This is a genomic window from Nostoc sp., assembly GCF_036917355.1.
GTDB lineage: Bacteria > Cyanobacteriota > Cyanobacteriia > Cyanobacteriales > Nostocaceae > Nostoc.
The window spans coordinates 36,106-50,731 of sequence record NZ_JBALDP010000013.1 but is presented as its reverse complement, the minus strand read 5'-3'; the positions used below and the strand labels follow the sequence as shown (position 1 = coordinate 50,731).

At 41.8% G+C, this 14,626-nt stretch carries 6 protein-coding genes and 1 pseudogene; 4 read left to right on the top strand and 3 right to left on the bottom strand.

Annotated elements, in window-relative coordinates:
* The first annotated feature begins 566 nt into the window (after positions 1-566).
* Positions 567-2,474, top strand: a complete 1,908-nt coding sequence (locus V7K53_RS03835) for an adenylate/guanylate cyclase domain-containing protein (RefSeq protein ID WP_335196315.1) — start codon at positions 567-569, stop codon at positions 2,472-2,474.
* Between the two features lie 102 nt (positions 2,475-2,576).
* Here the strand turns inward: V7K53_RS03835 and V7K53_RS03830 are convergent, their stop codons facing one another.
* Both V7K53_RS03830 and V7K53_RS03825 read right to left on the bottom strand, forming a co-directional pair.
* On the bottom strand, positions 2,577-3,752 hold the full coding sequence (locus tag V7K53_RS03830) for a homospermidine biosynthesis protein (RefSeq protein WP_335196314.1): 1,176 nt from the start codon (positions 3,750-3,752) through the stop codon (positions 2,577-2,579).
* Positions 3,753-3,922: 170 nt separating this feature from the next.
* Positions 3,923-4,276: a hypothetical protein gene (locus tag V7K53_RS03825; RefSeq protein WP_335196313.1), complete on the bottom strand. Its 354-nt coding sequence runs from the start codon at positions 4,274-4,276 to the stop codon at positions 3,923-3,925.
* A gap of 231 nt (positions 4,277-4,507) precedes the next feature.
* Between V7K53_RS03825 and V7K53_RS03820 the strand changes: the two are divergent.
* A pseudogene (locus tag V7K53_RS03820) lies at positions 4,508-5,300 on the top strand (IS5 family transposase).
* Between the two features lie 556 nt (positions 5,301-5,856).
* The gene (locus V7K53_RS03815; protein ID WP_335196312.1) at positions 5,857-11,772 is read left to right on the top strand and encodes a DUF4347 domain-containing protein; all 5,916 of its coding nucleotides are present in this window, start codon (positions 5,857-5,859) and stop codon (positions 11,770-11,772) included.
* A gap of 571 nt (positions 11,773-12,343) precedes the next feature.
* On the opposite strand, the gene V7K53_RS03810 is transcribed toward V7K53_RS03815, so the two are convergent.
* On the bottom strand, positions 12,344-13,894 hold the full coding sequence (locus V7K53_RS03810; protein ID WP_335196311.1) for a GMC family oxidoreductase: 1,551 nt from the start codon (positions 13,892-13,894) through the stop codon (positions 12,344-12,346).
* A gap of 246 nt (positions 13,895-14,140) precedes the next feature.
* Here V7K53_RS03810 and V7K53_RS03805 point away from each other — a divergent pair, with 246 nt between their 5' ends.
* Positions 14,141-14,311, top strand: coding sequence for a hypothetical protein (locus V7K53_RS03805; protein WP_335196310.1), 171 nt, complete (start codon positions 14,141-14,143; stop codon positions 14,309-14,311).
* Positions 14,312-14,626 lie beyond the last annotated feature (315 nt).

Genomic DNA, 14,626 nt, shown 5'->3' with positions numbered 1-14,626 from the left:
ACGACGGGCTACGCCTACGCGCTATCTTGAAAATAAACTTTCAAGATAGCGAAACTAATGAAAGGTGTTTACGGCAATATTTAGTTAAAATACTTATCTAATTCGCCGTTTTGTAAAATACCACATAGGATTAAAATTAAACATGAAGCCAACTGTTAAGTATAAACTACTCAAAAATCAATATTATATTAAATTGTCAATCCCCCAAAAGAAGTATATTCAAAATATTAATCAAGCTTATTTAGTTTAAATTGGGTAAGCAAGTTTGTAGTAAGGACTAAAGTGTTTATTACAAAACCTCTTGTACTAGCTTAGACATTGCACTAGTACAGCACAACAGAAATCTAGCTACTATCTCAATTAACTAGATAAGTTGCTCTGAAAAACTTGTTAAAGGTAGGCAAATTTCCGCCACAGCGAACTAGTCGTTTTTGCTCAACTATACTCGATTGATGTAAAAAATAGCACGCTTAATCAAGTACTATAAACTTAGTAAAAAAATGAGTAATAGTAAATTCTATAAATTTTGGAAAAACAGACTTGTATATTAATCAAACATTAATTACATGGAACAAGTCATTACTTCAATGGCAGATGCTTTGTTAGTAACCAGTAATTCAGGAAAAATAAAAAAAGTAAATCGTGCTGCTCAACAATTATTTGGTTTTGAGGAAAAAGAATTAATAAATCAACCAATCTCACTAATCATTGACGAGGATCAAATTGTAATTAAAGCTATTTATCAAGATTCTTATTTAAAGCGTAATTCCCAGAATCTAGAAGTAGTTTGTCGAACAAAAACTAGAGAAAAGCTGTTGATTGCTTTTTCTTGTTCAGTAATTCCCAAAAGAACAGAAGGACTAGAAGATATTGTCTACATTGGTCGGGATATTACTGCTTGGCAACGCCGGGAACAGCGTACAAGTTCTCAGTATTCTATTACTCGCATATTATCAGAATCACAGAGCATAAAGCAGGGAATTCCCCAAATTTTGCAGTCGATTTGTCAAAATTTGGGATGGGATTTAGGCGAACTTTGGACAGCAAGCCAATATATTGGCACTTCCGTACAAGGAGATAGTCTCAATGCAGTACTAAGGTGTGTGGAAATTTGGTCAAGTCGATTAGTTTCTGTCCGAGAGTTTAAAGCAATCACCTGGCAAACTACTTATACACCTAGTGTTGGCTTACCTGGTCGAATTTGGATCAGACGTTTGCCTTTGTGGATTAAAGATATCACAGTAGATGGAGATCAAAGGCGATCTCTACCGGCTGCGGAGGCTGGATTGCACGCAGCTTTTGGCTTCCCCATTTTAGACGATAGTGAAATCTTAGGAGTGATGGTTTTCTTTAGCCGGGAGTTACTACCAAAAGATAAAGACTTATTGCAAATGATGGGTTCTATTGGTAGCCAAATTGCCCAATTTATCAAACGCAAACAAGCAGAAGATGCTCTTGTAGAAAGTGAAGAAAGATATCGAGATTTATTTGAAAATGCTAATGACTTGATTCAATCTGTCAATCCATCTGGTCGTTTTTTGTATGTCAATCGTGCATGGCGAGAAACTTTGGGATATAGCGAAGCTGAAATTGCAAATATGAGTGTTTTCGATATTATACATCCAGAGTTTAAACAACACTGTTTGCAAAGATTTTATCGTGTTTTATCAGGAGAAAAGCTTGGGCAGGTAACGGCCACATTCGTTACTAAAGACGGTCAAACAATCTTTCTAGAAGGTAATATTAATTGTAAATTTGTCGAAGGTCATCCAACTGCGATTCGCGGCATTTTTCGCAATATCACCCAACGACTAGCAGCAGAAGAAGCGTTGCGCCATCAGCAGGAAGAAACCGAACGTTTATTGCTGAATATTTTGCCAGCTGCAATTTCTAGAGAAGTGAAAGAACAACCAGCTAGTATTGCGAAAGACTTAGCTGATGTCGCAGTTTTATTTGCAGATATCGTTGGCTTTAGCGAAATTGCTACTTCTATAAGTGCAATTCAACTGCTGAACCTACTCAACTCAATTTTCTCAGCTTTCGATCGCCTCACCGAACGATATAGTTTAGAGAGAATCAGAACCATTAACGATGCTTATGTGGTAGTTAGTGGCTTACCTACACGCTGCCCAGATCGTGCTGAAGCGATCGCTCTGATGGCACTGGATATGCAAACTGCGATCGCTCTATTTAATATTGAGAATAACCAAAATTTCAGCATCCGTATCGGCATCCATAGCGGTTCGGTAGTAGGGGGAGTAATTAATCCGAATAAGTTTACTTATGAACTCTGGAAAGACACAGTAAACATCGCTAATTGCATGGAATCTCAAGGTATTGCTGGTAAAATCCAGGTTACAGAAAATACTTATAAGTGCTTGTGTGATGAATTTGTATTTGAAAAACGAGGCGAAATTGAAGTTAAAGGCAAAGAGAAGATGAAAACTTATTTGTTGATTGGACGGAAGGAATAAGGATATTGGGAAAGAGGAGGCAAGAGACAGGAGGCAGAAGTTCTTTAATTTATAATTTTGAATTTTGAATTGATTTCTCCCCCTGCTCCCCTGCCTATTCCCCTAGTGAGTATTCGGAATGATCCGACCACAGGGATAAGTCGCTGTTTGCTGTGAAGCACTTTCAGCAACTGCTGCTGGAACCCGATCTGATGGTCGGGTTTTAGCTGCTAGATAGTCTTTTTGCAGTTTCTCTAAAATGGCTTCTCGCCTGTCATATATACGCTTCAGGGGACGAGGTTGGCATTTGTTAAGAACATACGCTGTCACCAGTGGTAGAGCGATCGTACTATCGGTATAACAAACAATTGTGTTAGGTAACTCATCCGGGTCAATTTTACCCCAGCTGACGGCTTCCGATGGGGTTGCTCCAGATAAACCGCCTGTATCTGGACGCGCATCAGTAAATTGCACAAAGTAATCGTGTCCTCGTTCTTCTAACCCTAAAACCTCGTGAAGTTGCGGTTGGGTTTGTAGCAAAAAGTTCTTAGGGCTACCACCACCAAGAATTACAGCAGCACTTTTACCTCCTGATTCACGGGCATCATATGCGATCGCTGCTGTCTCATTCACGTCAATTGATGGATCTATTACCAACTGCGAACCTTCCAATGCTAAAGCCGCCACGTTCATCCCAATTGAGCTATCTCCTGGAGAAGATGTATAAATCGGTACGCCATATTCATAAGCTGTAGCGAGTAAGCAGGAATGCTGCACACCCAATTGCTTTTCTACTTCTCGGACATATTTACCTAGTAAATGGTGAAACTCAGCCGTTCCCATCCGCTTTTGAAACGCTTCTCCTTGGAGAATCTTGCGGATGAACGCATCAGTTTCTAGCAGCACATCGTAACCAAAAATAATGTCATAAATGCGGATCGTGCCTTCTTGACGCAGTTTCACATCATCCAAAAACGGATTACCAGCAAAGAGTTCAAAACCTAAACCGTAGTGCATATCGTGGTAAAGATTTGCACCAGTGCTAATCATCCAGTCAATAAAGCCGTTGCGAATTAAGGGTGCAAGCGCTGAAACCCCAAATCCTGCTGGCGTCATCGCACCGGAAAGGCTAACTCCCACCGTGACACCTTCTGTTAGTACATCGCGACTCAGTAGTTGGCAGATTTCCCGCAACCGCGCTGAGTTGTAAGCGGTGAAGTATCGATCGATCAAATCCACCACATTGATATCATTTGATATAGGTGTGGGTGCAATTTTTTGACCCAGCTGTTTAGACATTTTGGCACTCCGAACAGTAAACACGCCGAATCTAATAGTATCTAGCTTTCACCCAAAGTGACAGCAATACTTTTTTACTACTAACTTGAATCTCCAGTGAGGTATTCATCCGGTTGAGTCATTTCCTCATACTCGCGGATCTTAAAATCAGTATCGCACTGGAGAAACCTCTAGATGTCTCTTGTGTAAAACAACACCCTTCGGAACTTGTGGTCAATTTTTTCGTTTAACTGACCCAAAAGCATTTGGATAACATCTTTGCGGTTTACGTATTCTTGAATATGTAAAGCTAAAGTTCTATCAATCTCACGAATTTTTTCAGTATTTATTGCTTCTTCTTCGAGAGCTTTTTCAATTTGAGTAATCGAATTTGAAATTCGATTCATTTTGCTGATGACGGTAACAGTTACACCAGAAAGAACAGAAGCACTAACAAGAATTCCCAAAAAAATACCAGTACTTTCTAGAGTTAGTGTTATGCCTGCGGAATTGATAACAGCTATTTCTGATTTTGAATTAATCATTTTAAATATTAAAACTAAGTGTGATTACACCTCATAAGACGTAATCGCATTATTCTTTGATGATTGCTTCCCAGATTTTTAATTTGCAATTACCTAATGAAAAAGCTAATCTAAATTGTAAAGTAAAAGGCGAAATTCCTTCTGAGAGGATGTTTTAAAAGTGGGGAGGGGTTGTAAGAAAGCTCACAAGGCTTAAGCTGAGATTTGTAGATACCAGCACCTTGTGAGTAAATGACTAAAGCATATCCTAGCAACCTGACATGGGAACAGTGGGAACTAATTGCTGACCTATTTCCCAGTACCAAACCAGGTGGTCGTCCCCGCAAATTAGCCATGTATGCCGTGGTTAATGCAATTCTTTATGTATTGTGTGAGGGATGTACGTGGCGAGGCATACCGGGTGATTTTCCACCGTGGCAAACCGTTTATGGCTATTTCTGGAGGTGGCGGAAAGATGGAACTTCGTTGAAGATTCATGACAAACTTTATCGGTGGACACGAGTGGCTGTAGGACGCGATCCAAGTCCCTCAGAATCAGCAGTTGATAGCCAGTCTGTGGAAACGGCAACAATGATTTCTCAAGACGTAGGTTACGACGCAGGTAAAAAAATACATGGGCGTAAACGACATTTGTCAGTGGATATGTTGGGATTAGTTTTACGAGTTTTAGTGACTGCTGCCAGTGTTCCAGAATGCGAGGGAGGGAAGAAAGTCCTCCACCAAGTTCATCTAATGGGGGACAAGGTTCGGCGGTTAAATACTATTTGGATGGATGGGGGATATAGAGGAGAAGATTTTATACATTGGGTCATGGATATGTTTCAAAGGACATGTGGAGATTGTTCTCAGACCCCTAGAGAAGAAGGGTTTTGTACTCCTACCAAAGCGTTGGGTAGTGGAAAGAACGTTTGGATGGCTTAATTGGTGCCGACGCTTGAGCAAAGACTATAAAAGATTACCGGAAACCTCGGAGACTTTTATCTATATTGCAATGATTCGTATTATGCTCAGACGACTGGCTTGATTATTTACTAGCTTTGACTTTTAAAACATCCTCTAAGCCTTGTGAGCTTTCTTACAACCCCTCCCCACTTTTAAAACATCCTCTAACAGACTTTGAAGGCATAGAAAAAACAGTACGTAGTCAAATATTAGAACTAGTCAGCCCAGAAATAGCCCTTTTTCTTAAATCCTGTTGGCATAACGAGTGAGGGCTAGATGGATTAGTCTTACCCTAGCTCGGATAGTACCACTTTCTTTCAAACTCCATTACCCATCAAGCAAGTCCACTTGTCAATAGGGTTTGAGACGCGCTAACCCTGTCTTTACAATCTCTTAACAAGATATCAGGAAATACATCGATGCAATTCAGACATAATTTCAAGAAAATATTACCATGATAATCGTTATTTTTTTGATGGATTGTCATTTTCTAAAGATAAAAAATCAGACTAATTTATTTGAATAAATGCTGGTCAATAGTTTTTGGTTTTTTACTATCCAATATTTCATATCTAATTTTGAGTTTTAATAACACAATTAGAACTCAAAATACCAACTATCAATATAATACAGTGGACATGAAAAATACAAACATTATTTTCATTGATTCTTCAGTAATTAATTACGAACTATTACTTGAAAATCTAGTATCAACAGTAGAGATAGTTATCCTCGATCGCTACCAGGATGGGGTAGAACAAATTACCGAAGTACTATCACAGTGTCGTGAAGTTGAAAGTGTACACATCATCTCTCATGGCTCCCCTGGTTGCCTCTACTTAGGTAACACCCAACTTAGCCTCAGCACATTGCAACGCTACGCTCAAGAACTACAAACCTGGTCTTCTCATCTCTGCGTTTCTCCATCTCTATTACTCTATGGCTGTAACGTTGCTGCTGGAGACGCTGGAGAAGAATTTATTCAAAAGTTGTACAAGTTGACAAAAGCTAGCATTGCTGCTTCTGCCAATCTCACAGGGAATGCTGTTTTAGGCGGAGACTGGAATTTGGAAATCAGTCGAGGTGAGGTGACAACTGTTCAGATATTTAAACCAGAAATATTAGAGACTTACAACTTTGTTTTAGCTTCTTCCAATGACAACTTTGCCAACCGAATTGTACTTTCTGGTAACTCAGGCAATAGTACAGGCAATAACGTAGGAGCCACAAGTGAATCAGGCGAACCAATTCAATCAGGAACCACCAACTCAGTCTGGTGGAGTTGGACTGCTCCCGCTTCTGGAAACGTTGTTTTTAATACTATAGGTAGCGGGTTTGATACTTACCTTGATGTTTACACAGGTAATGCCGTCAACAGTTTGACCCTGGTTGCTGCTAACGATGATCTTGCGGGTGGAAATACTGCTAGTCAGGTGAGTTTCACAGTTACTGCCGGAACAACTTATCACATTTCCGTAGATGGTTATCAAACTAATACGGGTAATATTACCTTGAATTACTCTTTTACCTCTGGTGCTACTACTAATACTGCTCCGACACTCACTGATAGCGTTGTTACCCTCAATTCAATCAACGAAGATCCAGGCGCACCTTCTGGGGCAGTGGGTACCTTAGTCTCCTCATTGGTCAAACTTGGCGGAAACATCAGCGATCCTAACAGTGGGGCGGTAACTGGTATAGCTATTACTACCGCGAACACCATCAGCGGTTCCTGGTGGTACAGCACTAATAATGGGCAAAACTGGTATAGCGTGGGTACAGTGTCCAATAGTAGCGCCCGCCTGTTGGCAGCAGACGCTAACACTCGTGTTTATTTCCGCCCTTCTTCCAACTTCAACGGTACTATCAACAACGCCATCACCTTTCGGGCTTGGGATCAAACTAGTGGAACAAATGGTGGCTTGGGTAACACAAATACTAATGGTGGCTCCAGTGCTTTTAGTAGTACTACTGACACAGCAGCAATTACGATTAATGCTGTCAATGATGCACCTGTAATTGCGCCGATTTTTTTCAATATTCCTGAGAATCTTAGCAACGGTACAATTATTCGGACGTTGACGGCTACCGATGTTGATAGCAATACTACCCTCTCTAACTGGGCGATTGCCAGTGGGAATATAGATACAGATGGGGACGGCAATCAAGCTTTCAGTATAAACCCCAATACCGGAGAGTTGGCTGTCAATGATATCGATGACCTTAATCCCCAAACTAACCCCACTGTAAATCTACAAGTCAACGTTAGCGATGGTATTGTAACCAGTGCAAACGAAAACGTGAATATCAAGGTCTTACTGAATCCTGGCGACCTCGACTTTAACTTTGGTAATGGTGGTACAGTATCTACCAAATTTGGTAATGGCGGAAGTGCCTATAGTGTTGCAATTCAGCCGGATGGCAAAATCGTGGCAGTGGGTTATGTTTACATGAACAACAATAACGTCAGTGCCCCTGACTTTGCTTTAGCACGCTATAACCCTGATGGCAGCTTAGATACCAGCTTTGGCAATAGTGGTACAGTTACTACTCATGTAGTAGGTACTTCCAGCGATTTTGCTTATGGTGTTACTCTTCAGTCCGACGGTAAGATTATTCTTGCTGGTTATAGTTGGGGAGACAGCACACAACCTAACCAACCAGATTTTGCTCTCACACGTTACAACGCTGACGGTACCTTAGATACTAGCTTTGGCAATGGCGGTAAAGTTATTACCAACTTTGGTCAAGACTTCGGTCATAACGTCTTGCTTCAGCTAGATGGCAAAATTATTTTAGCGGGGTACATCGGCAATGGTAATGCAGATTATATTCTACTACGTTACAACACCGATGGTAGTTTAGACACAAGCTTTGGTAATGGTGGCAAAGTTAACGGTACAAAAGGCTATGCAGTTGCCATTCAGCCCGATGGTAAGATTGTTGTTGGCGGAAAAGATTCCAATGGCAGTGATATTAAATTTGCCCTAACACGCTATAACACTGATGGTAGCCTGGATACAAGCTTTGGCAATAGTGGTAGAGTTGTGGCTGCGATAGGTACTGTCGGTCAAGAAATCCATGACATTGCAATTCAGCCTGACGGCAAAATTGTTGCTGCTGGAGAAGTATGGAAGTACGTGGATGGTACTAGCTATAATCAACATGACTTAGCTATTGCCCGTTTTAACACAGATGGGACTTTTGACGCTAACTTTGGCGATGGTGGTAAAGTTATTACACCTCTTAGCACTAACACTAGTGACCATGCGAATAGTCTGTCTATTCAGTCAAATGGCAAAATTGTTGTTGCTGGCTATATTGAGAGCGGAAATACTGGCATTAATCGTACCGCTGTTTTATTAACTTACAATCCTGATGGAACTTTAGATAGTAGCTTTGGCACAGGCGGTCAAGTTATAACCTCAATTACGACTAGATACGATTCTGATGTTATTGCAACTCAATCGGATGGCAAGATTGTTATTGTAGGCAATATCGATGGCTACTTTGCAGTAGCACGCTATCTCGGTGTTTCTAACATACCACCTGCGATCGCCAATTGGCCCGAATATGCTGCTAGTTACACTGAAAATGCCCCTGAGATATTAATTGCAGAATCAAATATAACTGTTACTGACCCAGATTCTGCCAACTTCCACACTGGCAAATTGACTGTTCGTATCAAAAACGGTGGTAGCAGCGATGACCGTCTTGGTATCCGTAACGAAACTCAAATTAATCTCAACGGCAATATCATCAAGTACGGTACTGTCGAAATCGGTACTTTCTCTGGAGGTACTGGAACTGAAGATTTGGTAATTAACCTGAATAGCAACGCAACACCTATTACTGTTGAAGCTTTACTGCGTAATGTTACTTACGCTAATTTTTCAGAAAATCCATCAACCACTCCTCGTACTATTGAAGTTGTTCTCACAGATGGTGATGGTGGTATTAGTACTGCGGTGACTAGAACAATTAATGTTACCGCTGTTAATGATGCCCCAGCTATTTCTAACTTACCTAGTGTTACTCTTAATGAAGATACTTCAGTCACAATTGCTGGCATTGTTGTTAACGATCTTGATGCCGGAAATTCCCTCCTTAGCGTTACTCTCACAGCAACTAAAGGTACAGTTACAGTCAAAACCGATGTATTTGATGGTTTAACCTTAACTAGTATCAACAACAACAGTAGCAGTAATGTCACTTTCACTGGTACTGTTACCCAAATTAATGCCACCCTCGCTGATATCGCTGGACTGACTTACCAAGGTAACACCAATGTCAATGGTGCTGATATCCTCTCTATTGTTGTGAATGATGGCAATACAGGGGGAAGTACTTCTCAAAACCTGCCAATTACTATTAACTCAGTCAATGATGCTGCTGTGATTACCGCAGGTCAAAACTTTAGCATTAATGAAAGTATTGCCAATGGTACAGTGGTTGGCACTGTAGCTGCAACAGATGTAGATGGCAGCACATTTTCCAACTGGACAATTATTGATGGTAACTTGGATAGCGATCGCGATGGTCAGGTTGGCTTTAACATCAACTCCACCACAGGAGAAATTACTGTCAACGATAGCGACGACCTCGACTTTGAAACTAACCCCATTTTTGAGTTGCAAGTCACCGTCAGCGACGGCATTAACACTAGCAGCGTACAAACTGTCACAGTTACACTTCAAGATGTGAGTGAAAATATTTTAGATGGTACGCGTTCAGCAGATAAGCTGACAGGAAGCCTAGCTGATGATATCATCTACGGCTATGAAGGCAGCGATCGTCTTTATGGAGAAACAGGCAAAGATACTATCTATGGTGGTATCAGCAATGACTCTCTCTATGGTGGTACAGGTAATGATGTCCTCGACGGTGGTGATGGCAATGATTATCTCTACGGTCAAGATGGCCACGATCGCCTCATCGGTAATGCTGGCAATGACTATCTTGATGGTGGTGTAGGTGATGATACCCTCGACGGTGGCAATGGCACTGATTCTCTCAATGAATTAGGTGATGTCAACTTTACTCTGACTAACACTCAACTTTCTGGCTTAGGTAGTGATGTTCTCATTAGTATTGAAAAAGTAATCCTAACTGGTGGTATTACTGGTAATATTTTAGATGCTTCAGCCTTCACTTTTGGTAGCGTCTCTCTTTATGGTGGTGACGGCAACGATACCTTGTTCGGTGGTTCTGGCAATGACACCTTGGATGGAGGTTTAGGAGATGATAGCTTGATTGGTGGAATCGGTAATGACATTTACACTGTAGACAGCATCAGCGACTCTATTCTTGAATCCTTCAATGCAGGCACAGATTTAGTCAAGTCTTTGGTAAGTTGGTTGTTAGCAGATAACCTGGAAAACTTGACCCTGACTGGAAGTAGAGCAATTAATGGTATTGGTAACAACCTTAATAACATCATCATAGGAAATACTGCTGCTAACGCCTTGAATGGATCTGATGGCAACGATAGTCTAATTGGTGGTTCCAGCAATGACACTTTATTCGGCGGTTCTGGCAATGACACCCTGGATGGAGGTGTGGGAATAGATAATCTCAATGGTGGAGTCGGTGATGACATTTACACTGTAGACAACCTGAATGATAGTATTACTGAAGGCTTAGATGCAGGTACAGATTTAGTTAAGTCTTCCGTAAGTTGGGTTTTAGCAGGTAACATGGAAAACTTGACCCTAACTGGAAGTGGGGTAATCAATGGTACTGGTAACAGTCTCAATAATATCTTGACTGGAAATACTGGCGCTAACATCTTGAATGGAGTTGATGGCAACGACAGCCTTATTGGTAGTTCAGGTAATGACAGCTTGTTCGGCGGTGCAGGCGATGACACTTTGGATGGAGGTGCAGGGACTGACAGTCTTAATGGTGGAGTCGGTAATGACATTTACATTGTAGACAACCTGAACGATAGTATTGCCGAAGGCTTAGATGCAGGCATAGATTTAGTCAAGTCTTCGGTTAGTTGGGTGTTGGGAAATAACCTGGAAAACTTGACCTTGATTGGAACCGGAGCAATCAATGGTACTGGCAACAGCCAGAATAACATCCTGACTGGAAACACTGGTGTTAACACGTTGAATGGAGTTGATGGTAATGATAGCTTAATTGGTGGTACTGGCAATGACACCTTGTTCGGTGGTGTCGGCGATGATCTACTGAGTGGTGGAACTGGTAAAGATGTATTGACTGGTGGAATTGGTCGAGATAGCTTGTACCTGACTGATACACGCACTGGAGGCTATGATATTATTGCTGATTTTACTGTTGGAGATGATACTATCTTTGTTTCCAAGGCAGAATTTGGACTTAGCCAATCTCAAAATACTTCTCTTGAGGCTAGCTTATTTCGACTTGGTGCTAATGCTGCAACAGCAAGCGATCGCTTCATCTACAATCAAACTACGGGCAACCTATTCTTTGATAAAGATGGACTTGGTGGTACAGCACAAGTTCAAATAGCCCAATTCTCGAATCAGGCAATTCTTACTAATGCAAATATTACTGTGATTGCCTAATGAAAACTATATTGTCCACTCTCAGAATGAGGGAGAGGAACAAATCTGTTTTCATGAAAGCGCTATGTGATTTCCCATTGTGAATACTTGGCGATAAAATTTACACCATATTCTCTCGAAAGAAGGCTTGTGACAACACCACAGACTTACACCCGTCCGTAAAGCTGACCCAAACCTGCCACTGCCCCAGGTATGCGTTCCAGTAAGGCTCCCGATCAGCAACACCAACAGCCTCGCCAACCTTGGAAACTAACTCACTGTAGAACAAGCCAGCGCTATCCAAGCCTTGCTGCATTTTCAGCTTCAGCCCCTTCCACCCTTGGGTAGCAGGACTCTCAGCTTCATTTAATGCTTGGGGAATTGATTGCGATGTGTCAGTGAGTGGTGTCTGTATATCTTTATTATTAGTGACTGTAACGGGACAGTAAATTTATTTGCGTGTTTTCAACCCTTAGCAGGCTGGCGGCATGTGGATGCTCCCAATGATTAATTGCGTCAGGAATTACGCAACTGGCACAGCGCGATCGCAATTTTATAGTATTTACGTACTAGGCTAAGAGTTCTGGATTTTTTAGGTTGTACTTACTGAGAGAGGCTTTCCGAGTGCAACAAGTCTAATTAAATCTGCGGCTTTTTCGCCGATCATAATAGTGGGGGCATTCGTATTTCCAGTAGTGATTGTTGGCATGATGGATGCATCCACGACACGCAACCCTTCAATCCCATGTACCCGCAGTTCTGGGTCTACAACTGCCATTGGATCGGTACCCATTTTGCAGCTGCCGACTGGATGATATACCGTATTGCAAACTTCTCGAACATAAGCAACGAGTACTTCATCGCTCTGCTTATCTTTACCAGGAGCGACTTCCTCACCGCGAAATTCATCAAAAGCACTTGCATGGAACAAATCACGCGTTAATTTAATCCCAGCAACGAGCTTTTGCACATCGGCTTCACTTTGCAGAAAGTTTAGCCGAATCATCGGTGCATCTTGGGGGTCGGATGAACGCAAACTGACACTCCCAATATTTTGGGGATGGGTCAAACAGACTAGACTTGTGAATCCGAAACCAGAGTGAGCATACTCAGGGGGGGCAAACACAATGGGGCCGAAGAGAAACTGTAAATCTGGTGCAGCATCCACATTACCCTGAGTATGCAAAAACAAGCTAGCTTCCGCAATACTACTGCTGCTGGCTGTGTGTAAATCCTTAGTTGCTTCATATACCACGGGTACGACAGGGTGATCCTGAAGATTTTGACCGACACCCGGCAACTCAACTAGTACCGGAATTCCTAATGCTTGCAGGTGTTCTGCATTCCCAATGCCAGAAAGCATCAACAGCTTAGGTGAATCGAACGCGCCAGCACTTAAAATCACTTCCTGGTTAACTCTGACTTGATGCAGCGTTCCCTCGTGCAGGTATTCCACGCCAACGGTGCGCGTGTCCTCAAACAACAATCGAGTCACCAAAGCTTTTGTGATTACAGTCAAATTGGGACGCTGGAGAATGGGTAAGAGGAAAGCGCCTGCGGCACTGTGACGCTTACCATCCTTGATTGTCAACTGATAGAGTCCTGCACCTGACTGCTGCATTCCATTGGCATCAGGATTATTGGGATATCCCATTGCCACTGCTGCATCGACAAAGCGTTGGGATACCACAGCAGGGGCAATGAGATCGGTCACACTCAATTCCCCGTCAACCCCGTGGTATTCTGACGCGCCGCGTTGCTGATGCTCGGATTTCTTGAAATAAGGCAGTACATTCTGGTAACTCCAGCCGGGATTCCCCAATGACTGCCAACGATCGTAATCGTGATGATTGCCCCGCATATAAATCATGAAATTAATCGAACTGCTGCCACCCAAGACTTTGCCACGAGGACAAAAGATTTGGCGATCGTTGAGGTATGGTTCTGGCTCAGAGAAGTATGCCCAGTCAACTTCGGAGCCGAGTAAGCTGACGCATTCTGCCGGGATTTGAATTTCCGGTTTAGTATCTGGGTTGCCAGCTTCGAGTAATAACACAGTTGTTTCACTGTTTTCTGTCAGACGGTTGGCGACTACACAACCTGCCGAACCTGCACCAATTACAATGTAGTCATATTGAGTCATAACATCCTCCTTTTCGGTTGTTTGTATGAATTATGTTTGTGCGATCTGGTTTGCTGCCTCATGTATCACTGGACAATAGCTAACGCGGATTTAACTTTGCTGAAAAACCGATCGGGTTGTTCAAACTAGGAAAAATGCTACTTGAAGATTCAACTTTTTCTACAAGCTTGCCGCATCAAGATACAGTTTTTTTTATACACCTCTATAGTTCCAGACTGCGGGTTATCTAATTTTTTACTCAGGAGGATGCCAGCAGTAGAATCAGCAGAAGCAGGTAAGGAAATTATGCGATTTTATTTTGAAGGTGGAACAAATAAGGGACTGCGCTCACAGTCAAAGCTCACTAATACTTTCGACGCTTATATGTTCATCACCAGTGCTGAACATATAATCGAATACGCTTGGGTTAAGGGCTAGTGGCAACAATTTTGAGTTTTAGAGACGCGATAAATTGCCGTCTCTACAAGTGTTTTTGGCTTATCTGAACTGTATTGACATATAACCCTCTCTCTACTATCTTTGTGTAAAGCAAACTTAGATATTGCAACTAAATTGCTATCAATATTTAGCTAAATTAATTTGGGCGTTGCTGAGTAAAAGTATGATTTTTTTTCACGCACAGACGTAGAGAGTAAGAGTTTGAGAAATGGAATTTTTAATTTTCATACCTCAATTCAGCAACGCCTTAATTGGTCTGAGTTAAATATATGCAATTAACTTTAACTTGTCGTC

Excerpts from the sequence above, each read along its gene's own strand:
- V7K53_RS03805 (WP_335196310.1), top strand. The coding sequence starts at position 14,141 with ATGCCAGCAGTAGAATCAGCAGAAGCAGGTAAGGAAATTATGCGATTT.
- V7K53_RS03830 (WP_335196314.1), bottom strand. The coding sequence starts at position 3,752 with ATGTCTAAACAGCTGGGTCAAAAAATTGCACCCACACCTATATCAAAT.
- V7K53_RS03815 (WP_335196312.1), top strand. The coding sequence starts at position 5,857 with ATGAAAAATACAAACATTATTTTCATTGATTCTTCAGTAATTAATTAC.
- V7K53_RS03835 (WP_335196315.1), top strand. The coding sequence starts at position 567 with ATGGAACAAGTCATTACTTCAATGGCAGATGCTTTGTTAGTAACCAGT.
- V7K53_RS03825 (WP_335196313.1), bottom strand. The coding sequence starts at position 4,276 with ATGATTAATTCAAAATCAGAAATAGCTGTTATCAATTCCGCAGGCATA.
- V7K53_RS03810 (WP_335196311.1), bottom strand. The coding sequence starts at position 13,894 with ATGACTCAATATGACTACATTGTAATTGGTGCAGGTTCGGCAGGTTGT.